The organism is Winslowiella toletana (genome assembly GCF_017875465.1).
Classification (GTDB): domain Bacteria; phylum Pseudomonadota; class Gammaproteobacteria; order Enterobacterales; family Enterobacteriaceae; genus Erwinia; species Erwinia toletana.
Genome location: NZ_JAGGMQ010000001.1, coordinates 276,051 through 298,370, shown reverse-complemented (window position 1 = coordinate 298,370; position 22,320 = coordinate 276,051). Strand labels below are relative to the sequence as shown.

At 54.3% G+C, this 22,320-nt stretch carries 20 protein-coding genes; 17 read left to right on the top strand and 3 right to left on the bottom strand.

The genetic code is table 11. The features are described 5' to 3' along the window. The first annotated feature begins 58 nt into the window (after nucleotides 1-58). From flhD to flhA, 15 genes are all read left to right on the top strand, one after another. Nucleotides 59-409: a flagellar transcriptional regulator FlhD gene (flhD, locus tag J2125_RS01445; RefSeq protein ID WP_017802927.1), complete on the top strand. Its 351-nt coding sequence runs from the start codon at nucleotides 59-61 to the stop codon at nucleotides 407-409. Beyond that, nucleotides 409-987: a flagellar transcriptional regulator FlhC gene (flhC, locus tag J2125_RS01440; protein WP_017802926.1), complete on the top strand. Its 579-nt coding sequence runs from the start codon at nucleotides 409-411 to the stop codon at nucleotides 985-987. The genes flhD and flhC overlap by 1 nt, the downstream gene beginning before the upstream one ends. Before the next feature lie 138 nt (nucleotides 988-1,125). After that, entirely contained in the window at nucleotides 1,126-2,013 is an 888-nt protein-coding gene (motA, locus tag J2125_RS01435; protein WP_017802925.1) for a flagellar motor stator protein MotA, read from the top strand. Beyond that, entirely contained in the window at nucleotides 2,010-3,041 is a 1,032-nt protein-coding gene (gene motB, locus J2125_RS01430; RefSeq protein WP_017802924.1) for a flagellar motor protein MotB, read from the top strand. The genes motA and motB overlap by 4 nt, the downstream gene beginning before the upstream one ends. 10 nt (nucleotides 3,042-3,051) lie before the next feature. After that, nucleotides 3,052-5,040, top strand: a complete 1,989-nt coding sequence (gene cheA / locus J2125_RS01425) for a chemotaxis protein CheA (protein ID WP_017802923.1) — start codon at nucleotides 3,052-3,054, stop codon at nucleotides 5,038-5,040. Between the two features lie 24 nt (nucleotides 5,041-5,064). Beyond that, nucleotides 5,065-5,562, top strand: a complete 498-nt coding sequence (cheW, locus tag J2125_RS01420) for a chemotaxis protein CheW (RefSeq protein ID WP_017802922.1) — start codon at nucleotides 5,065-5,067, stop codon at nucleotides 5,560-5,562. Between the two features lie 161 nt (nucleotides 5,563-5,723). Next, nucleotides 5,724-7,376: a methyl-accepting chemotaxis protein gene (locus J2125_RS01415; protein WP_209499433.1), complete on the top strand. Its 1,653-nt coding sequence runs from the start codon at nucleotides 5,724-5,726 to the stop codon at nucleotides 7,374-7,376. A 110-nt stretch (nucleotides 7,377-7,486) separates the two neighbouring features. Further along, on the top strand, nucleotides 7,487-9,166 hold the full coding sequence (locus tag J2125_RS01410; RefSeq protein WP_017802919.1) for a methyl-accepting chemotaxis protein: 1,680 nt from the start codon (nucleotides 7,487-7,489) through the stop codon (nucleotides 9,164-9,166). 48 nt (nucleotides 9,167-9,214) lie between these two features. Beyond that, on the top strand, nucleotides 9,215-10,792 hold the full coding sequence (locus tag J2125_RS01405; protein WP_017802918.1) for a methyl-accepting chemotaxis protein: 1,578 nt from the start codon (nucleotides 9,215-9,217) through the stop codon (nucleotides 10,790-10,792). A 63-nt stretch (nucleotides 10,793-10,855) separates the two neighbouring features. Further along, complete coding sequence (gene cheR / locus J2125_RS01400; RefSeq protein WP_017802917.1) at nucleotides 10,856-11,731, top strand: protein-glutamate O-methyltransferase CheR; 876 nt, start codon at nucleotides 10,856-10,858, stop codon at nucleotides 11,729-11,731. After that, nucleotides 11,731-12,780: a protein-glutamate methylesterase/protein-glutamine glutaminase gene (locus J2125_RS01395; RefSeq protein WP_017802916.1), complete on the top strand. Its 1,050-nt coding sequence runs from the start codon at nucleotides 11,731-11,733 to the stop codon at nucleotides 12,778-12,780. Before cheR ends, J2125_RS01395 begins: the two co-directional genes overlap by 1 nt. A 41-nt stretch (nucleotides 12,781-12,821) precedes the next feature. Further along, the gene (gene cheY / locus J2125_RS01390) at nucleotides 12,822-13,211 is read left to right on the top strand and encodes a chemotaxis response regulator CheY (RefSeq protein WP_017802915.1); all 390 of its coding nucleotides are present in this window, start codon (nucleotides 12,822-12,824) and stop codon (nucleotides 13,209-13,211) included. Nucleotides 13,212-13,220: 9 nt separating this feature from the next. Then, nucleotides 13,221-13,865: a protein phosphatase CheZ gene (gene cheZ / locus J2125_RS01385; RefSeq protein WP_017802914.1), complete on the top strand. Its 645-nt coding sequence runs from the start codon at nucleotides 13,221-13,223 to the stop codon at nucleotides 13,863-13,865. Nucleotides 13,866-14,049: 184 nt separating this feature from the next. Next, on the top strand, nucleotides 14,050-15,201 hold the full coding sequence (gene flhB / locus J2125_RS01380; protein WP_017802913.1) for a flagellar biosynthesis protein FlhB: 1,152 nt from the start codon (nucleotides 14,050-14,052) through the stop codon (nucleotides 15,199-15,201). Then, nucleotides 15,194-17,281, top strand: coding sequence for a flagellar biosynthesis protein FlhA (gene flhA / locus J2125_RS01375; RefSeq protein ID WP_017802912.1), 2,088 nt, complete (start codon nucleotides 15,194-15,196; stop codon nucleotides 17,279-17,281). Before flhB ends, flhA begins: the two co-directional genes overlap by 8 nt. A 121-nt stretch (nucleotides 17,282-17,402) precedes the next feature. Here the strand turns inward: flhA and argS are convergent, their stop codons facing one another. Both argS and J2125_RS25110 read right to left on the bottom strand, forming a co-directional pair. Then, entirely contained in the window at nucleotides 17,403-19,133 is a 1,731-nt protein-coding gene (gene argS, locus J2125_RS01370; RefSeq protein WP_017802911.1) for an arginine--tRNA ligase, read from the bottom strand. Nucleotides 19,134-19,341: 208 nt separating this feature from the next. Continuing rightward, nucleotides 19,342-19,464 (bottom strand): hypothetical protein, encoded by a 123-nt coding sequence (locus J2125_RS25110; protein WP_017802910.1) that lies wholly within the window; start codon nucleotides 19,462-19,464, stop codon nucleotides 19,342-19,344. 310 nt (nucleotides 19,465-19,774) lie between these two features. Here J2125_RS25110 and J2125_RS01365 point away from each other — a divergent pair, with 310 nt between their 5' ends. Then, nucleotides 19,775-20,341 (top strand): VOC family protein, encoded by a 567-nt coding sequence (locus tag J2125_RS01365; RefSeq protein WP_017802909.1) that lies wholly within the window; start codon nucleotides 19,775-19,777, stop codon nucleotides 20,339-20,341. On the opposite strand, the gene J2125_RS01360 is transcribed toward J2125_RS01365, so the two are convergent. After that, nucleotides 20,338-21,480 (bottom strand): MalY/PatB family protein, encoded by a 1,143-nt coding sequence (locus J2125_RS01360; protein ID WP_017802908.1) that lies wholly within the window; start codon nucleotides 21,478-21,480, stop codon nucleotides 20,338-20,340. The two genes, J2125_RS01365 and J2125_RS01360, sit on opposite strands and share 4 nt — an antisense overlap. Nucleotides 21,481-21,567: 87 nt before the next feature. On the opposite strand from J2125_RS01360, the gene cutC reads away from it, so the two are divergent. Then, nucleotides 21,568-22,320, top strand: a complete 753-nt coding sequence (gene cutC / locus J2125_RS01355) for a copper homeostasis protein CutC (RefSeq protein ID WP_017802907.1) — start codon at nucleotides 21,568-21,570, stop codon at nucleotides 22,318-22,320.

The window sequence follows — 22,320 nt, the reverse complement described above, 5'->3', positions numbered from 1 at the left end:
AGGTAGCGGATTCATTCCGCACACGTTAAAAGTAGTGTCAGTCAGGATGGAAAAAACAATGGGTACATCAGAATTACTCAAACATATTTACGACATCAACTTGTCCTATTTATTGCTTGCACAACGTTTAATTAACCAGGAAAAAGCCTCTGCAATGTTTCGTCTGGGTATCGACGAACCAATGGCAGATACATTGGCGAAATTGACTTTACCTGAAATGGTGAAATTGGCTGAGACGAATCAGCTGGTTTGCCAGTTCCGTTTTAACGATCACCAGACTATTAATCGTCTGACCAAAGAATCTCGTGTGGATGATTTACAGCAAATCCATACCGGTATTCTGTTATCCAGCCGTTTATTACGCGACGCTTCTGCAAGCGAAGAGTTGCCGAAAAAGAGGGCGGGATAATGACCGAAAAAAGTATTGTTCGTGAAGCGCGTGATATTCAGTTGGCGATGGAACTGATTACTCTTGGCGCGCGATTACAGATGCTGGAGAGTGAAACTCAGCTAAGTCGCGGCCGTTTGATTAAATTATATAAAGAACTGCGCGGCAGTCCTCCGCCGAAAGGCATGCTGCCATTTTCGACCGACTGGTTTATGACCTGGGAGCAAAACATCCATGCAACGATGTTTTGCAATGCGTGGCAGTTTTTACTGAAAACCGGATTATGCAGCGGTGTGGAGGCGGTGATTAAAGCTTACCGTCTCTATCTGGAGCAGTGCCCTCATGCGGATGAAGCCCCTCTGCTGGCGCTGACCCGCGCCTGGACGCTGGTGCGTTTTGTTGAAAGCAATATGCTGGAACTTTCCAGCTGCAAATGTTGTAACGGTAGTTTTATTACTCATGCTCATCAGCCAGTCGGCAGCTTCGTCTGCAGCCTGTGCCAGCCGCCATCACGAGCGGTAAAAAGACGTAAACTTTCTGCGGAGTTTGCCGATAGTAATCCACAACTGCTGGATGAACAGGTTAAACGCGCCGTTTAAGATTGTTCGAAACGTGGAATGACATCCAGCAGCGGTTTTTAACCGCTGCTTTTTTTTTGCGTCACGTTTAACGAATAACGCCTTCGGCTCTCTGGCTTAACTTCCACCCACACGTTGTTTGCGACGTAAGGATTTATTGTGCTGGTTATATTGGGATATTTGCTGGTAACAGGCTCAGTGCTGGGGGGCTATATGATGGTCGGCGGCCATCTTGGCGCCCTCTATCAGCCCTCGGAATTGATCATTATCGGCGGTGCGGGCATCGGCGCTTTTATTGTCGGCAACAATGGCAAGGCAATTAAAGCCACCCTGAAAGCCTTACCCCTGTTAATGAGAGGGTCAAAATATAACAAAGCGGTCTATATGGATCTGATGGCGTTGTTATATCGGCTGATGGCGAAATCACGGCAGCAGGGCATGCTGTCGCTGGAAAGGGACATTGAAAGTCCGCGCGAAAGTGAAATCTTTGCTAATTACCCGCGCATTCTTGCCGATAACCGTTTAGTCGACTTTATTACCGACTATCTGCGGTTAATGGTGAGCGGAAATATGAACGCATTTGAAATCGAAGCGCTGATGGATGAAGAGATTGAAACCTACGAACACGAATGCGAGGTTCCGGCGCAAAGCCTGTCGGCGCTGGGGGATTCGTTACCGGCATTCGGTATCGTCGCCGCGGTAATGGGCATTGTGCATACGCTGGCAGCGGCGGACCGTCCGGCAGCGGAACTGGGTGCGTTGATTGCCAATGCGATGGTCGGAACCTTCCTCGGCATTTTGCTGGCATACGGTTTTATTTCGCCGTTAGCCCCAGTGTTACGGCAGAAATGTGCGGAAACCACCAAGATGATGCAGTGCATTAAGGTGACGCTGCTGTCCAGCCTGAATGGTTATGCGCCGCAGATCGCGGTGGAATTTGGTCGCAAGACCCTGTACTCCACCGATCGACCGTCGTTTACCGAACTGGAAGAGCATGTGCGTAATGCCAAATCACCGGCGCAACAGACTTCGGATCAAGATGCATGAAGAATAGCAATCACCCCATCGTGCTGGTTAAGCGGCGCAAAGCGAAACATCATGGGGGCGCGCATGGCTCATGGAAAATCGCTTATGCCGATTTTATGACCGCCATGATGGCCTTCTTCCTGGTGATGTGGCTGATTTCGATCTCCAGCCCTAAGGAGCGGGTACAGATTGCTGAGTATTTTCGTACTCCATTAAAAGTGGCGCTGACCGGTGGGCAACGCAGCAGCGACAGCGAAAGTCCGATTCCGGGTGGCGGCGATGACCCGACACAGCAGGAAGGTGAAGTTAAAAAAGTGGTCGATATGGATGCGCAGAAACGCAAGCTGGATGAAATCCGCCTGAACCGTCTGCGTGAAAAACTCGACCAGCTGATTGAAGCTGACCCGCGTCTGCGTGCGTTACGTCCGCATCTGATCATTAACATGGTAGAGGAGGGGCTGCGTATTCAGATTATCGACAGTCAGAATCGCCCGATGTTTAAGACCGGTAGTGCGGAAGTTGAGTCCTATATGCGCGATATCCTGCGGGCGATCGCGCCGATCCTCAACGATATTCCAAACCGCATCAGTCTGGCGGGACATACCGATGATTTCCAGTATGCCAGTGGCGATCGTGGCTACAGCAACTGGGAGCTGTCGGCAGACCGTGCCAACGCCTCTCGTCGTGAGCTGGTGATTGGCGGGCTGGATAGCAGCAAGATGCTGCGCGTGGTGGGCATGTCCGACACCATGAAGTTGAAAAACCGCGTGGGCACTGATGCGGTAAACCGTCGTATCAGTCTGCTGGTATTGAACCATGATACCGAGGCGCAGATTGAAAAAGAGAACGCTGAGAGTGATGCAGTACAAATCAACGATGCAATGAGTATTAAACAAGTTACCGCACCGGCCGAACCTTCAGCCGCGGCATTAACACCAGACCCTAAACCTTCACAGGCCGCACCGAACGCGCAGCCGCAACCGGTAACCACGTTACCGGCCGCGCCTGTCAGTCCGTCGCAGCCTAATCGCGACTCACAGCCGAGGTGATACCGTGAGCATGGATATTAGCGATTTTTACCAAACGTTTTTCGATGAAGCCGATGAGTTACTGGCTGACATGGAACAACACCTGTTGGGGTTAGACCCACAGGAACCCGATTCGGAACAGCTAAACGCCATCTTCCGTGCGGCCCATTCGATTAAAGGCGGAGCGGGTACTTTTGGTTTTACTGTATTACAGGAAACCACGCATATTCTGGAGAACATTCTGGACGGGGCTCGCCGCGGTGAAATGCAGCTCAGCACCGATATCATCAACCTGTTTTTGGAAACCAAAGATATTATGCAGGAACAGTTGGATGCCTATAAAACCGCGACCGAGCCTAACGCCGAGACCTTTCAGTATATCTGTCAGGCGCTGCGTCAGCTGGCGCTGGAAGCAAAAGGCGAAGTTATCGAGCCAGCAAAAACTCTGGCTGGCGTTGAAGCTGCACAGCCTGAAGCTGCCGCCGGTCTGCGCCTGGCGCTGGTCGATCTGAAGCCGACGGAAGTGGATCTGATGCTGGAGGAGCTGGGTAACCTCGGCACCATCAGCGACATCACTAAAGGCCAGACTTCAGTCGAAGTGACGCTCGATTCATCGGTAGATAAGGATGATATCGTTGCGGTGCTCTGTTTTGTCATTGATGAAGCGCAGATCAAATTTATCGATCAGCCAGCGGCTGCGGCTGCACCGGTGGTTGAAGCAGCAGCCGAGGTGGCGGCCGTGGCTGAAGAGGAGCCGCAGCTGGCGACCGTCAGTGATATTACGCCGGTCGCCAAACGCGAAAGCAAAAAGGCCGCGCCAGCACGTGGCAGCGAGTCGACCAGTATTCGTGTGGCGGTTGAGAAAGTCGATCAGCTGATTAACCTGGTTGGCGAGCTGGTGATTACCCAGTCGATGCTGGCGCAGCGCTCCAGCGAACTCGACCCGGTTAATCATGGCGAACTGCTGAACAGTATGGGGCAGCTGGAACGCAATGCGCGTGACCTGCAGGAATCGGTAATGTCGATTCGTATGATGCCGATGGAGTATGTGTTCAGCCGCTTCCCACGCCTGGTGCGTGACCTGGCCAGCAAGCTGGGTAAAGAGGTGGAACTGACGCTGCAGGGCAGCTCGACCGAACTGGATAAGAGCCTGATCGAACGTATTATTGACCCGTTAACGCACCTGGTGCGCAACAGTCTCGATCACGGTATTGAATCACCGGATAAACGCGTGGCCAGCGGCAAAGCAGCCACCGGTAATCTGACGCTGTCAGCGGAACATCAGGGCGGAAATATCTGCATTGAAGTGACCGATGATGGTGCGGGCCTCAACCGTGAACGTATCCTGGCGAAAGCACTCTCTTCGGGGATGCAGGTCAGTGAAGCGATGAGCGATGAAGAAGTAGGTATGCTGATTTTCGCGCCAGGCTTCTCCACCGCCGAGCAGGTTACCGACGTTTCCGGTCGTGGCGTGGGCATGGATGTGGTGAAAAGAAACATCCAGGAGATGGGTGGCCATGTCGAAATCAGTTCGAAGCAGGGCAAAGGCACCACGATTCGCATTCTGCTGCCGCTGACGCTGGCGATCCTCGATGGTATGTCAGTGCGGGTGGCGGAAGAGGTGTTTATTCTGCCACTGAATGCGGTGATGGAATCACTGCAACCGCTGGCGGAAGATCTGCACCCACTGGCAGGCGGTGAGCGCGTGCTGGAAGTGCGTGGTGAATATCTGCCGCTGGTCGAGCTGTGGAATGTATTTGAAGTGCAGGGCGCCAAAACGGAAGCAACCCAGGGCATCGTAGTGATCCTGCAGAGTGCCGGCAAACGCTATGCGCTGTTAGTTGATCAGCTGATTGGTCAGCATCAGGTGGTAGTGAAAAACCTGGAAAGCAACTATCGCAAAGTGCCGGGTATCTCAGCCGCCACCATCCTCGGCGATGGCAGTGTGGCGCTGATTGTTGACGTCTCTGCACTGCAATCTTTAAACCGAGAAAAGCGTGTGGCCGGCGCCGCAGCTTAATTGTAACCGATTAAGGGTAGACTTATGACTGGATTGGCAAATGTCACTAAAATCACTGGCGAAAGCGTAGGACAGGAGTTCCTGGTATTTACGCTCGGTGATGAAGAGTATGGTATCGATATTCTTAAGGTGCAGGAGATCCGCGGTTACGATCAGGTAACGCGCATTGCAAACACCCCACAGTTTATTAAAGGTGTGACAAATCTGCGCGGCGTGATCGTGCCGATTATCGACCTGCGTATTAAATTCGCCCAGCCTGGTGTTGAATATAACGATAACACCGTGGTAATCGTGCTGAATCTGGAACATCGCGTGGTCGGCATTGTGGTGGATGGCGTCTCTGACGTGCTGTCTCTGACCCAGGAGCAGATCCGTCCTTCACCTGAATTCGCCGTCACCATGTCCACCGAGTACCTGACCGGACTCGGCGCACTGGGCGACCGCATGCTGATCCTGGTTGACATCGAAAAACTGCTCAGCAGTGAAGAGATGGAACTGATGGATACGCTGCGTAGCGCATAATTAAAAAAAGTCGGGGCAGCGCAAAACTGCCCCGATTATTATTATTGAGCAGCAATAACAATAATTACTTTAGCTGAAAAATGCAGAGCGCAAATAAACTCCCCCCATCGCCATGCCGATAACAGAGTTGTAACTTCACTTAGCACATATCAAGGGTAAACATGTTTAAAAGTATCAAAGTGGTCACCAGTTTAATTCTGGTGCTGATGATTTTTGGTGCCTTGCAGTTGGTGTCCGGCGGACTGTTCTTTAATGCATTAAAAACCGACAAAGACAATTTCGCCGTTGCGCAAAATTCAAGTATGAATGTCGCAACCTTTACTGATGCATGGATTGCCCTTAACCAGACGCGCATTATTCTGAACCGTGGCATGTTGCGTATGCAAAGCAATGACACGTCATCACTGGCGGCATTAGCGGAGCAGGGCAATAAACAGCTGGAGCAGGGTAAACAGTATTTTGCTGCATATAAAGCGACGCCAGATACCCCGGGCCTTGATAAACATCTGACCGAAGAGCTGGAAAAGAATTACGCCATCTACAGCGGCACGCTGGAGCAGATGCTGGCGATGATGACCAACAATCAGCTGAAAGAGATGTTTGGCCTGAATGTTGAACAGAAACAAAATGATATGACCGCGATCTATGGCAAATGGCGTGAAGCGCAGGCGCTGCTGACCGCTGCCGGTGTTGAGCAGAACCAGTCGGCTTATCAGCAGATGATGTGGATCCTCGCCAGCATTATGCTGGTGGTGGTGGCGGTTATCCTGGTGTGCTGGTTCGGTTTACAACGCATCCTGTTGCAACCGCTGCAACAGACTATCAGCCATATCAAATATATTGCCGCCGGTGATTTAACCCAGCGTATCGACGTGGAAGGCCGCAGTGAAATGACGCAGCTGGCTGCCAGCCTGCAGAATATGCAGCAGGAACTGATGCGTACCGTTAGCGATGTGCGTGATGGTTCTGATGCGATCTTTACCGGCGCCAGCGAAATTTCTGCCGGTAACAACGATCTCTCGGCGCGTACTGAAGAGCAGGCGGCCTCGCTGGAAGAGACCGCAGCCAGTATGGAGCAGCTGACCGCCACGGTGAAACAGAATGCTGAAAACGCCCGTCAGGCGTCGCAGCTGGCGCTGAGCGCCTCTGAAACCGCGCAGAAAGGTGGTCAGGTTGTTGATGGCGTGGTGAAAACCATGAGTGAAATTGCCACCAGTTCGAAGAAAATCGCCGATATTATCAGTGTTATCGACGGTATTGCCTTCCAGACCAATATCCTGGCGCTGAACGCGGCGGTAGAAGCCGCGCGCGCCGGTGAACAGGGTCGTGGTTTTGCCGTCGTGGCGGGTGAAGTGCGTAACCTGGCACAGCGCAGCGCGCAGGCGGCGAAAGAGATTAAGACGCTGATCGAAGACTCTGTCAGCCGCGTCAATACCGGTTCTTCACTGGTGGAAACCGCCGGTTCAACCATGACCGATATCGTCGGTGCGGTAACCCGCGTCACCGATATTATGGGTGAAATCGCCTCAGCTTCCGATGAGCAGAGCCGTGGTATTGACCAGGTGGGCCAGGCGGTAACCGAAATGGACCGTGTGACCCAGCAGAACGCCTCGCTGGTGGAAGAGTCCGCAGCAGCGGCAGCGGCGCTTGAGCAGCAGGCCAGTCGTCTGAGCCAGGCGGTGGCGGTATTTAAAGTGCGCGCAGATAAAGTGATGGCGGCTGCCAGCCAGCCCGCGTCACGCGCTGTAGCGACGCCAGCACTGCGTAAAGCAGCGGCGCCTGCTAGCGCAGACAACAACTGGGAAACCTTTTAACCCTCTGAGGGCGGCGGTGCCGCCCTCACCGTAAAGGTTCACCTGTCGCTGCCGATAATCCCCTGCAGAGAGCAATCCAGTTCAGTAATGGCAATGTCATAAGGGATCGTATGTTTAAGCGTATGAAAGTGGTTACCAGCCTGATTTTAGTGCTGGTGGTTTTTGGCGCACTGCAATTAATGTCCGGCGGTCTTTTCTTCCAGGCGTTAAAAAGTGATAAAGCGAATTTTACCCTCACAGAGCAACTCCGTCGCGAGCAGACCAATCTGACTGCCTCGTGGATTGCGCTGATCCAGACCCGTAATACCCTTAATCGCGCAGGTATGCGCTATATGCTCGATAGCAATCAGATCGGCACCGGGGCAGGGATGAAGGAATTATTAGACCTGGCCAAAACCCAGCTGGCCACCGCAGAGCAGCAATATGCGCTGTATAACGCCGAACTGCCTGATGATGTAAAAGCCCTCAGCCATGTGAAAGCGGTTGCGGACAACTACGTCATTCTGCATGACGCGCTGACCGAACTGATTCAGATGCTGAGCAGCGGCAATATCAAGGGGTTTGTCGATCAACCGACGCAGGGATATCAGAATGGTTTTGAAGCCGCTTACAGCAGCTGGCTGAACAACACCGCCGATCTGTTTGCTCAGGGGTCGACGCAAAATGAAAGCGCGTATCAGCAGGCGATGTGGGTGATTGGCATTGTGGTGCTGATTCTGCTGGCGATTATGCTGCTGGTGTGGCGCGGCATGCACCTTATCCTGTTACGTCCTCTCAACAGCACTATCGATCATATCCGTCATATCGCCAGCGGCGACCTGACGCAGCCGATCCTGGTGGAAGGGCGTAGCGAAATGACTGAACTGGCCTCCAGCCTGCAACATATGCAGCAGGAGCTGGTGAAAACGGTGGGTGATGTTCGTGATGGTTCCGATGCGATCTTTACCGGCGCCAGCGAAATCTCCGCCGGTAATAACGATCTTTCGGCGCGTACCGAAGAACAGGCGGCCTCGCTGGAAGAGACTGCGGCCAGTATGGAGCAGCTGACCGCCACGGTGAAACAGAACGCCGAAAACGCCCGTCAGGCGTCACAGCTGGCGCTCAGCGCCTCCGAAACCGCGCAGAAGGGCGGCAAAGTGGTGGATGGCGTGGTGCGCACGATGAGCGATATTGCCGGAAGTTCGCGTAAGATTGCCGATATTATCAGCGTTATCGACGGCATTGCCTTCCAGACCAATATCCTGGCGCTGAACGCGGCGGTTGAAGCGGCGCGTGCCGGTGAACAGGGCCGTGGTTTTGCGGTGGTGGCGGGCGAAGTACGTAGTCTGGCCCAGCGCAGCGCGCAGGCAGCAAAAGAAATTAAGACGCTGATTGAAGAATCGGTTAACCGGGTCGATACCGGATCTGTGCTGGTGGAAAGCGCTGGCGAAACCATGGGCGATATCGTCAGTGCGGTAACCCGTGTTACCGACATTATGGGCGAGATTGCCTCTGCATCTGATGAACAGAGCCGTGGTATCGACCAGATTGGCCTTGCCGTCACCGAGATGGATCGGGTGACTCAGCAGAATGCTTCGCTGGTGGAACAGTCTGCGGTGGCTGCTGCAGCGCTGGAAGAGCAGGCCAGCCGACTGTCGCAAGCGGTAGCGGTATTCAGAATTCGTAAAGAAATTCCGTCGCGCGCCGTTAACACTATTACAGCAACCAAAACCGCTCTGATCGCTGGCTCCGGCGCAGCATCGCAAAAAGCGGGCAATAAGGTTTCCGACAGTAACTGGGAAACATTCTGATAAGTACATGTTTGCCGCCCGCATTGGGCGGCCTGGCCGGAGGAAGTGATGTATAGCCGTATTCGTGTCTCAAGTGCGCTGATTTTTATTCTTGCCGTGTTCTGCCTGATGCAACTGGTCAGCAGTGGCTTGTCGTTCAACTCTTTCCGGCTGGACACGAATAATTTGCATCAGGTTGCCGTCAGTGGACAGCAGCGTGATGCGCTAAGCGAAAGCTGGGCTCTGCTGCTCAGTACCCGCGTTACCCTGAGCCGGGCCGGCACCCGCGCGGCGTTAAACGCACCGCGTGACAAAGTGTTAACCCTGATGAGCAGCGCGCAGAAGGATCTGGATGCCGCCACCGTCAGCTTTCAGCAGTTTATGGCGTTGCCGCGTGTGACACCGGAAGGTGAGCGGCTGACGCAGGCGATGAAAGTGAGCTTTGATAGCTATCACCATGAGTTGTCACAGCTGATCGCTTATTTGCAGAACAATCAGCTGCAGGACTTTCTCGATTCGCCGACACAGACGTTTCAGGATGATTTTCTGCAGCACTATAACCGCTGGATGACGCATATCGATGACATCCTCGATCATGCGAAACAGCAGAGCAGCGGCTTCTACAGCCAGTCGAAATGGATTTTCGCCATGGCGGTGACCTTCTCACTGCTGGCGACTGCGGCGGCGCTGTGGTGGCTGAAGCTGGCGTTAATCGCGCCGCTGACGCGTATGCGGCGCCATTTTGAACGCATTGCTTCCGGCAATCTTGCCGGGCGCATTGATGAGAGCGGCAGCAATGAGATTGGCCAGCTGTTTGATGGCCTGAAAGTGATGCAGAGCAGTCTGGCGGAAACCGTACTGCAGGTACGCGACGGCAGCCAGAATATGCATGTCGGCATCCGCGAAATTGCTGCTGGCAATAACGATTTATCCGCCCGCACCGAGCAGCAGGCAGCCTCGCTGGCCGAAACCGCCGCCAGCATGGAGCAGTTAACCGCCACCGTCACCGGTAATGCGGAAAATGCCCGCCAGGCGTCGCAGCTGGCGCGTGACGCCTCCACCACGGCGCACAAAGGCGGCACGCTGACCAGCAATGTGGTCAGCACTATGCATGAGATAGCCACCAGCTCGAAGAAGATTGGCGATATCACCAGTGTGATCGACGGTATTGCTTTCCAGACTAATATTCTGGCGCTGAACGCGGCGGTAGAAGCGGCGCGCGCAGGCGAGCAGGGACGCGGCTTCGCCGTGGTCGCTGGCGAAGTGCGCAACCTTGCGCAACGAAGCGCGCAGGCGGCAAAAGAGATCAAAGTGTTGATTGAAGAATCAGTCAATCGGGTTGACCAGGGATCCACGTTAGTGGCATCCGCCGGGGAAACCATGGAGGAGATTGTTCAGTCGGTCACGCGTGTGAACGACATTATGGGGGAAATTGCTTCGGCGTCTGACGAACAGCGTCGTGGCATTGAACAGGTCGCTCAGGCGGTCAGTCAGATGGATCAGGTCACGCAACAGAACGCCGCGCTGGTAGAGGAAGCGGCATCCGCCACCGAGGCGCTGGAATCACAGGCCGGGTTGCTCAGCGAAGCAGTAACGAGATTTACGCTCGATACTGCCGCCGAACCCGCCGTTTTCCCGCACTCCTGAGTGGCATCAAGGGAAGTGGCATCGTATTAACCCCTTAATCAGCCTTTTGCTGGGTGGCCTTAGATGAAAAAATCGACGTTGCTGGCAGCGCCGCCTGAAAACCCCACGCTGCTGTCGCAGATGGTACAGCGGCTGCCATTATCAGATACGCATTTCCGGCGTATCAGCCAGCTTATTTACCAACGAGCTGGCATTGTTCTCGCCGATCACAAGCGGGAGATGGTTTATAACCGCTTAGTGCGTCGGTTACGTACGTTAAATATTGATGATTTTGGTCGTTATCTGGCGCTGCTGGAGCATGACCAGAATAGCGCAGAGTGGCAGGCGTTTGTGAATGCGCTGACCACAAACCTGACGGCATTTTTCCGTGAGGCGCACCATTTCCCGATTCTGGCTGCACACGCCAAACAGCGTAGCGGTAGCTTTAACGTCTGGAGTACGGCGGCGTCAACCGGTGAAGAACCTTACTCCATCGCCATGACCCTCGCGGAAACGCTGGGCGCCGGACAGGGGAAGTTCCAGGTGCATGCCACCGATATCGATACCCAGGTGCTGGAAAAAGCGCTGGCGGGCGTCTATCGCCAGGAAGAGTTGCGCACGATTTCACCGCAGCAGTTGCAGCGCTTCTTTCTGCGCGGCACCGGCCCCCATACCGGTATGGTGCGGGCGCGTCCGGAACTGGCCGGGATGGTCAATTATGCCCAGCTTAACCTGCTGGCGCCGGAGTGGTCATTACCCGGCCCGTTTGATGTTATTTTCTGCCGTAACGTGATGATCTACTTCGATAAAGAGACACAAGAGAAGATCCTGCGGCGTTTTGTTCCGCTGCTGAAACCTGGCGGTCTGCTGTTCGCCGGACATTCAGAAAACTTCAGCCAGATTAGTAAAGAGTTCTATCTGCGTGGACAGACAGTCTATGGACTGACTAAGGAAAGATAATGAGCAAAATCACAGTCATGTGCGTTGATGACTCAGCGCTAATGCGGCAGTTAATGACCGAGATCATTAACAGCCACCCTGATATGGAGATGGTGGCCACTGCACCGGATCCACTGGCCGCGCGCGATTTGATCAAACAATTTAATCCGCAGGTGTTAACGCTGGATGTCGAGATGCCGCGGATGGATGGCCTCGACTTCCTTGAAAAGCTGATGCGTCTGCGGCCGATGCCGGTGGTGATGGTGTCGTCGCTGACCGGTAAAGGTTCCGAAGTGACCCTGCGTGCGCTGGAGCTGGGGGCGGTGGATTTTGTCACCAAGCCACAGCTGGGGATCCGCGAAGGCATGCTGGCCTACAGCCAGATGATCGCCGATAAAGTGCGTGCCGCGTCGCGGGCGAAACTGCATGTGCGTCGCAGCGATGCGCCGCCGGTGATGTTAAAGGCGGGTCCGCTGTTAAGTAGCGAGAAGCTGATTGCGATAGGCGCATCAACCGGCGGCACCGAGGCGATTCGCCATGTGTTGCAGCCACTGCCCGCCACCAGTCCGGCGCTGCTGATTACGCAGCATATGCCACCCGGTTTTACCCGCTCCTTCGCCGAGCGTCTGAACAAGCTGTGTCAGATAACGGTGAAAGAGGCGGAAGACGGCGAGCGTATTCTGCCGGGTCACGCCTATATCGCGCCGGGCGCGATGCATATGGAGCTGACGCGCAGCGGCGCTAACTATCAGGTGAAACTGAATGATGGCCCACCGGTGAATCGTCATAAGCCGTCGGTGGATGTGCTGTTTCACTCCGTGGCGCAGTTTGCCGGCCGCAACGCCGTCGGGGTGATCCTGACGGGTATGGGCAATGACGGCGCGGCAGGATTAAAAGCGATGCATCAGGCAGGCGCCTGGACCATTGCGCAGAACGAAGCAAGTTGTGTGGTTTTCGGCATGCCACGTGAGGCGATTGCCCACGGGGCGGCCAGTGAGGTGGTGGATCTCCACCAAATCAGTCAGCACATGCTGGCGAAAATTAGCGCCGGACAGGCATTACGTATTTAACCTAAGCCCGTCCCGCGGGTCGAGATAACACAGGAGTTGATATGGTTGATAAAAATATGCGCTTTTTGGTAGTGGACGATTTCAATACGATGCGTCGTATTGTGCGTAACCTCCTGAAAGAGCTTGGCTTTAATAACGTCGAAGAAGCAGAAGACGGTGCCGATGCACTGAACAAACTGCGCGCTGGCGCATTTGACTTTGTCATTTCCGACTGGAATATGCCGAACATGGACGGTCTTGAACTGCTGAAGACCATTCGTGCTGATGGTGGCATGGCGAAACTACCGGTGCTGATGGTGACGGCAGAAGCCAAGAAAGAGAATATTGTCGCGGCTGCGCAGGCGGGTGCCAGTGGCTATGTCGTTAAACCTTTTACAGCTGCAACCCTGGAAGAGAAGTTAGGTAAAATCTTCGAAAAACTGGGTATGTAAGGAGAGCTGATGAGCGAACTTCCGAAACCAGGCAACAATACGGCGCCTGCTCCAGATATTATTACGCAGATTGGCTCTCTGACGCGTATGTTACGTGACAGTCTGCGTGAACTGGGTCTTGATAAGGCCATTGCCGAAGCCGCGGAAGCGATTCCGGATGCCCGTGATCGTCTTGACTATGTTGTACAGATGACGGCGCAAGCGGCCGAACGCGCTTTAAACTGCGTGGAAGCTTCTCAGCCACGTCAGACGGAAATTGAAAATGGCGCCAAAGCGCTGAAAGGTCGCTGGGATGAGTGGTTTGAAAATCCTATTGAGCTTTCCGATGCACGTTCACTGGTTTCGGATACTCGTAGTTATCTGGAAGTGGTGCCGACCCATACTGCGTTTACCAATGCCCAGCTGATGGAAATCATGATGGCGCAGGATTTCCAGGACCTTACCGGTCAGGTAATCAAACGTATGATGGATGTGGTGCAGGAGATTGAACGCCAGCTGCTGATGGTGCTGATCGACAATATGCCGGAAGGCAGTCAGCGTCCGAAGAAAGATAACAGCAGCCTGTTAAATGGTCCGCAGATCCATTCGGATGCACCCGGTGTGGTCGCTAACCAGGATCAGGTTGACGATCTGCTGGACAGCCTCGGGTTTTAATCCGCTCCGTCGTTACGCATTGCCCTTTATCCTGCCCTCCGCCCGCCTGGGGGGAGGGGCCGGATAAGGGGATTTTCACCCTATCCGCAAAATAGCCGCTATTTTCCCGCTTTACTCCCGCCATCAGACCGGCGCGGTTTTGGCATGCTGATGCCTGAAATTCCGTGTATCAAGGTTGGCTGCCGTGTCCCAAGACAGCGATGAGGAAAAAACAGAATCCCCCACCGCCCACCGGCTTGAAAAAGCGCGAGAGGAGGGGCAGATTCCGCGTTCGCGCGAACTCACCTCCGTATTAATGGTGCTGATTGGCCTGATGATCCTCTGGCTGGGCGGTGAGAATATGGCGCGGCAGTTATCAACTATGGTCTCTGCCGGTCTGCATTTCGACCACGGCATTATCAGCGATGATAAACAGATTGTTCGTCATATCAGCGCGCTGATCAGTCAGGCCATCTGGGCGCTGCTGCCAGTGCTGGCCGGGCTGGTGGTGGTGGCGATTGCCGCGCCGATGCTGCTGGGCGGGCTGGTGATCAGCGGCAAAGCGATAAAATTTGATTTCGGCAAAATGAACCCGATCAAAGGGCTCGGCCGGATGGTCAGCGCGCAGGCGTGGAGCGAACTGCTAAAAGGGATTCTGAAGGCGATTCTGGTCGGTTGCGTTACCGGCTGGTACCTGCACAGTCACTGGTCAGATATGCTGCATCTGCTGACGGAATCGCCATTCGATGCGCTGCACCATGCGCTGAATATGATCGCCATCTGTGGACTGCTGATTCTGCTCGGGCTGATCCCGATGGTGGCCTACGATGTGGTGTGGCAGCTCTACAGCTACTACAAAAACTTGCGGATGACCCGTCAGGATATTCGTGACGAGTATAAGCAGCAAGAGGGCGACCCGCATGTTAAGGGGCGCATTCGCCAGCAAATGCGTGCCGCCGCACAGCGCCGCATGATGGCCGATATCCCGAAAGCCGATGTGATTGTCACTAACCCGACCCACTACTCGGTCGCATTACAGTATGACGAAAAGAAAATGAGTGCGCCGAAAGTGGTGGCGAAAGGGGCGGGAGATATTGCGCTACGTATTCGTGAGATTGGTAAGGAGCACCGGATACCGGTGCTGGAAGCGCCGCCACTGGCGCGTGCGCTTTATCGTCACAGTGAAATTGGTCAACATATTCCTGGCGCCCTGTATGGTGCGGTTGCGGAAGTGCTGGCATGGGTCTGGCAGCTACGCCGCTGGAAAATCGAAGGCGGCCTGATGCCGAAGAAACCTGAACGTCTGCCGGTGCCGGAAGCACTGGACTTTGCTGGAGAGAAGAAAACTGATGTCTAATCTGGCCACTTTATTGCGGTTACCAGGCAACTTTAAAGATACGCAGTGGCAGGTGCTGGCGGGTCCGGTACTGATCCTGATGATTCTGTCGATGATGGTGCTGCCATTACCGGCGTTCGTTCTCGATCTGCTGTTTACCTTTAACATCGCTCTGTCGATTATGGTGCTGCTGGTGGCGATGTTCACCCAGCGCACGCTGGATTTTGCCGCTTTCCCGACCATTCTGCTGTTCTCTACGTTACTGCGTCTGGCGCTGAACGTCGCGTCTACCCGTATCATTCTGATGGATGGTCATACCGGCGCTGGCGCAGCAGGTCAGGTGGTTGAAGCCTTTGGTCACTTCCTCGTTGGCGGTAACTTTGCTATCGGTATTGTGGTGTTTATCATCCTGGTACTGATCAACTTTATGGTTATCACCAAAGGCGCCGGACGTATCGCTGAAGTGGGCGCGCGTTTTGTCCTTGACGGAATGCCCGGCAAACAGATGGCCATCGACGCCGACTTAAACGCCGGTCTGATTGGCGAAGATGAAGCCAAAAAGCGCCGTTCTGACGTCACCCAGGAAGCCGATTTTTACGGTTCCATGGATGGCGCCAGTAAGTTTGTGCGCGGTGATGCGATCGCCGGCATTATGATCATGGTGATCAACGTCATCGGTGGACTGATTGTCGGTGTGGTGCAGCACAGTATGCCGCTGGGTCACGCCGCTGAAACTTACACCCTGTTAACCATCGGTGACGGTCTGGTCGCCCAGATCCCGGCGCTGGTGATCTCCACCGCCGCCGGTGTGATTGTGACCCGCGTCAGTACCGATCAGGACGTCGGTGAGCAGATGGTCACCCAGCTGTTCGCTAATCCACGGGTGATGATGTTAAGCGCCGGGGTGCTGGGTCTGCTGGGCCTGGTGCCGGGCATGCCAAACTTTGTCTTCCTGCTGTTTACCGGCGCGCTGTTAGGGCTGGCCTGGTATATGCGTGGCAAAGAAATGAAGCCAAAACCAGCCGCCGCGCCGTCGCTGACTAAATCGCAGGACGCCTCGCCCGCGCTGGAAGCCTCCTGGACCGATGTGCAGATGGAAGATTCGCTGGGCATGGAAGTCGGCTACCGTCTGATCCCGATGGTCGACTCACAGCAGGATGGCGAGCTGCTGGGGCGTATCCGCAGTATCCGTAAGAAGTTTGCTCAGGAGATCGGCTTTTTACCGCCGGTGGTGCATATTCGTGACAATATGGAACTGCCGCCTGCGCGCTACCGTATTCTGATGAAAGGCGTAGAGATTGGCAGCGGTGACGCCTATCCGGGCCGCTGGATGGCGATTAACCCGGGCACCGCCGCAGGCAGTTTGCCAGGTGAGGCGACGGTTGATCCGGCCTTTGGTCTGGCGGCGGTATGGATTGAAAGCGCGCTGAAAGAGCAGGCGCAGATTCAGGGCTTTACCGTGGTGGAAGCCAGTACCGTAGTGGCGACGCATCTTAACCATCTGCTTGGCCAGTACTCCAGCGAGCTGTTTGGCCGCCAGGAAGCGCAACAGTTGCTGGATCGCGTTACCCAGGAGATGCCGAAGCTGACCGAAGATCTGGTGCCGGGTGTGGTGACGCTGACCACTCTGCATAAAGTACTGCAGAACCTGTTAACCGAGCGGGTGTCGATTCGCGATATGCGCACCATTATTGAAACGCTGGCGGAGCATGCGCCAGTACAGCCGGATCCGAATGAGCTGACCTCGGTGGTGCGTGTGGCGCTGGGCCGTGCGATTACCCAGCAGTGGTTCCCGGGTAACGATGAAGTGCAGGTGATTGGTCTGGATACCACGCTGGAACGTCTGCTGTTGCAGGCCCTGCAGGGCGGTGGTGGTCTGGAGCCAGGACTGGCGGATCGTCTGCTGGCGCAGGCGCAGCAGGCGCTGCAACGACAGGAGTCGCTGGGCGCGCCGCCGGTGTTGCTGGTTAATCATCCGTTACGTGCGTTACTGGCGCGCTTCCTGCGCCGTAATCTGCCGCAGCTGATGGTGTTGTCCAACCTGGAGCTGACCGATAACCGTCAGATCCGCATGACCGCCACCATTGGTGGTCAGCAGTAATCATTAAAAAGGGCGGCGAAAACGCCGTCATCAGGATCGTGACAAATTATCAATACGGGCGGCGAGAACGCCGCCCCTACATTAATCTGGTGTAGGGGCGGCGTTTTCGCCGCACTTGTTGTTACATCCGCTCGACGGTTTCAATACCCAACGTATCCAGTCCCTGTTTCAGCGTCTTCGCGGTTAACAGCGCCAGTTGCAGGCGGCTCTGACGGGTAGTTTCATCTTCCGCGCTCAGAATCGGGCAGTGTTCGTAGAAGCCTGAGAACAGTCCGGCCAGATCGTAGAGATAGCTACACATCACATGCGGCATACCGTCGCGTGCGACCTGAGTAATGGTCTCTTCAAACTGCAGCAGACGGGTAGCCAGCGCCGCTTCACGATCTTCGCTGATATTGACCTTACCGCTAACGCCAGACAGCTCGATGCCCGCTTTACGGAATACCGACAGCACACGGGTGTAGGCATATTGCATATAGGGCGCGGTGTTACCCTCAAACGCCAGCATATTGTCCCAGTCGAAGATGTAATCGGTGGTGCGACTTTTCGACAGGTCGGCGTACTTAACCGCGCCGATACCGACACTGTTCGCCAGCGCTTTCAGTTCGTCGGCAGGCATATCCGGGTTTTTCTCCGCAACCAGCCTGGTTGCGCGATCAACCGCTTCGTCCAGCAGGTCGGAAAGTTTGATGGTGCCACCGGCGCGGGTTTTAAATGGACGGCCATCTTTACCCAGCATCATGCCAAACATATGGTGCTCAAGCGGTACCGTATCCGGCACGTAACCCGCTTTACGCACAATGGTCCATGCCTGCATCAGGTGCTGGTGCTGACGTGAATCGATAAAGTACAGCACGCGGTCAGCATGCAGGGTTTCATAGCGGTATTTCGCACAGGCGATATCGGTGGTGGTATAGAGATAGCCACCATCCTTTTTCTGGATGATCACGCCCATCGGTTCGCCTTCCTTGTTTTTAAACTCATCAAGGAATACCACCGTAGCGCCTTCACTCTCTACCGCCAGCCCTTTGGCTTTCAGATCGGCAACGATGCCTGGCAGCATATCGTTATACAGGCTTTCACCCATCACATCTTTGCGCGTCAGCGTCACGTTCAGACGATCGTAAATCAGCTGGTTTTGCGTCATGGTGATATCGACCAGCTTCTTCCACATGGTGCGACAATACTCATCGCCACCCTGCAGTTTGACCACGTAGCTACGCGCCCGCAGGGCAAACTCTTCGTCTTCATCGTAGGTCTTTTTCGCTTCGCGATAGAACCCTTCCAGATCGGCGAGGGCGATATCTTCATGATGCTCGTTCTGCTGCTTTTCGAGGAAAGCAATCAGCATGCCGAACTGGGTGCCCCAGTCACCGACATGGTTAGCGCGGATCACGTTATGGCCAAGGAACTCCAGCGTACGTGCCGCGGCGTCACCAATAATAGTGGAACGCACATGGCCGACGTGCATCTCTTTCGCCACATTTGGCGCTGAGTAGTCAATCACCACGGTCTGTGGTTCTACCGTCGCCACACCCAGACGCGGGGCAACCAGCGCGGCATCAACCTGCTGTGACAGCCACTGATGATCGAGGAAAATATTGATAAAGCCCGGACCGGCGATTTCGACTTTGCTGGCAATTCCGTTCAGATCAAGATGCTGTAACACCTGTTCTGCCAGTTGTCGCGGTTGCTGGCCCAGTTTTTTCGCCACCGACATAATGCCGTTGGCCTGATAATCACCAAACTGAGATTTCACTGACTGACGAACCTGAGGTTCACAATCGGCGGCTGCGCCTGCGGCGATCATCGCCTGACTGACTTTTTCTGAAAGAAGAGCCTGAATATTCACCGAATTACCTTAATAAGCTGAAAAGGCCCATCTGCAGGCAGATCGAGCCGTCGTCATCGCGTCGCCTGACAGCAGATCGTGATGCTGTACAATGGCGGCGCGGAAAAGTGAGAGCAAAAGTATACTGTATTTGTTAAATGGCGTCAGTAGCCGGAGGGGCAGGGTGGAAACATTGCTGCAGATGTTTCCCCCGAAAAAAGCGGAATGTTTAACGTCGGCGGAGGTGACGATAGGGATTGCTCACCGTTTTATCACTGCGCACCTTCCAGTGGCGAGTAATAGCAAAACCCATCAGCGCGACCAGGACTGCGACTACGATTAACATAAGCATAAAGCTGTTCCTTGTGTGATGGTGAGACAAATCTATAAGAAACACTGCCAGGCTGCAATTGCGCGCCCTGCAATTAAGAATATTCGTATTGAGTAAATAAATTTAAAGTAAAACATAAGGTTAAGTTTGGCTTTATAAAATTTTTTCTAGACCTGTACCGCCGTAAACTGGACGGTAATCCAGCAAATTAACCAGTTTACTAAAGAAAATTTACAGGAAAGTCATATTTTAAAGTGTCAACTGGCCCCCGTCCGGCATCGTCACTGGGCGGTAACGATTAATAAAACTGTTTAAATACGAGGTAAATTTAGTGACGACATGGAAATGTGTAGAAGAATTAAATGATCTTGCTAGCGATTTACCGCGCTTCGAGCAGGCGTTAAGCAGCCTGGCACAGACGCTGGGGTTATCTTTAACCGATCTGGTCGCCGATCATATTGCCGTACGTTGTCATCAGAACACTACCGCAGAGCGTTGGAAGCAGGGTTTGTCACAAGTTGGCGAACTTTTTTCGCAAAATATGATTAATGGTCGGCCAATCTGTCTGTTTGCGCTGGCGCAGCCGTTACAGGTTGGCCCATGGCAGATAAGTGTGGTTGAACTGCCGTGGCCTGGTCAGACGCTGTACCGCCATGAAGGCTGGGAACATGTGGAAATTGTGTTGCGCGGTGAGGTGGAGACGCTGGGCGCGCGGGCGCTGGCGTTATTCTCGGATGAGGGGCTGGCGCGGCGCGAGATTTCGATCAAAACCAGTTCGCCTAAAGGTGAGCACGAACGCCTGCCGAATCCGACACTGGCGGTGACCGATGGCAACATCACCATCAAATTCCATCCATGGAGTTTGCAGGAGATTGTTGCCAGCGAACAGGGCGCTTAAAGGGTGCTGACTGCCCGCTCCATACGGCTGATGGCTTCCTTCAGCGTGGCGCGGGTACAGCCAAAGTTAAAACGCACAAACGCATCATCGCCAAAGTCGCGGCCAGGCGAAAAGCCAAGGCCGTGCTTTTCAAACCAGATCGCCGGGCTGGCGACCGCCAGCTTATGGGCGTCTATCCAGCCCAGATAGCTGCCTTCCGGCGGCACCATCGATAAGCCATCAATGCCATTAACGTGCTCTGCCAGCAGATCGCGGTTTTCACGCAGATAGTCCAGCTGGGCATCCAGCCATGGCTGACCGTCGCGCCACGCCGCAGTGGCGGCAACCAGCGCCAGAATATCGACATCCGGCACAATGCCTTTGCGTACCTGTTTAAAGCGTTCGCGCAGCGCGTTATTGGGAATAATCGCCAGTGAAGCGCCGAGTCCGGCAATATTAAAGGTTTTTGACGGCGACATCAGGGTGATGGATCGCTGGGCGGCATCTTCACTCAGACTGGCAAAGGGAATGTGCTGTACGCCGGGTTCCAGCAGCAGGTCACAGTGGATCTCATCGGAACAGACAATCAGATCGTGACGGCGGGCAAACGCCAGCTGCGCTTCCAGCTCGGCGCGGCGATAGACGGTGCCACCCGGATTTTGCGGATTACACAGCATCAGCAGTTTTTCGCTGCCATCCAGTTGCGGCGCCGCGGCCTCCAGATCCATTAACCAGCGGCCCTGTTCCAGACGCATCTGCAGGTTCAGCTGGCGGCGGTCAGCCAGTTTCGCCGCATGGCGAAAAGGCGGGTAGATCGGCGTCGGGGCGATGGTGCTTTCACCCACGCCGGTAAAGGCGCGCACGCTGAGGTTTAACCCACTGACGACGCCGGGCAGAAACACCAGCCACTCCGCTTCCACCTGCCAGTCATAACGTTCAGCCATGCGCTTAATCACAATATTAATCAGCTCATGCGGTGTGTCGCCATACCCAAATACGCCGTGTTCAACGCGTTGCTGTAACGCAGAAATAATACAATCAGGCGAACGAAAATCGCTGTCAGCCACCCATAAAGGCAGCACATCACGATCGCCATATTTGTGCCACTTAACACTATCGCTGTGACGTCGGTCTATCCATTGATCAAAATTGAATGCCATGATTACTATTCCCGTTAATATAACCCGCTAAACCAGCCTAACTGAGATTCTGATTACCAGCCAGCAGTCATTAAACAGGAGGATGTGATGACTAAATTGGAAGTATGCTGCTACGGAGTGGATTGTGCGATCACTGCAGAACAAGCCGGTGCCGATCGCATTGAACTCTGTGCCGCCCCTAAGGAGGGCGGGCTAACGCCATCATTTGGCAGCCTGAAAATGGCGCGAGAGCTGGTATCAATCCCTGTTCATCCGATTGTGCGTCCACGCGGTGGTGATTTTTGTTACTCCGCCAGCGAGTTTTCCGCGATGAAATCTGATGTGGCGGCAATCCGCGATCTGGGTTTCCCCGGTGTGGTGATTGGTATGCTGGATGAAGATGCCCATATTGATATGGCCAGAATGCGTCAGATTATGGCGTTGTGTGGTGAGATGGCGGTGACTTTTCATCGTGCTTTTGACCTGTGCCATAGTCCGAAACGTTCACTTCAGGAGTTGACCGAACTCGGCGTCGCGCGCATTCTGACTTCAGGGCAGCAACAAAGTGCGGAAAGCGGAATTGCATTACTGAAGGAACTAACTCACAGCAGCGAAGGTCCAATTATTATGGCAGGTGCAGGAGTGCGGTTAAGTAATCTGCAAAAGTTCCTCGACGTTGGCATTGCAGAGCTGCACAGCTCGGCCAGTCGTCTGGTGGCCTCTCCGATGCGTTACCGTAAAGCCGGTGTTTCGATGTGCTCTGATACCGAAACCGATGAATTCAGCCGTTATTGTGTCGATGGCGATGTGGTGGAAGCGATGAAAGGGATCATTAATATGAATTCCGTACGTGTAGCCTGA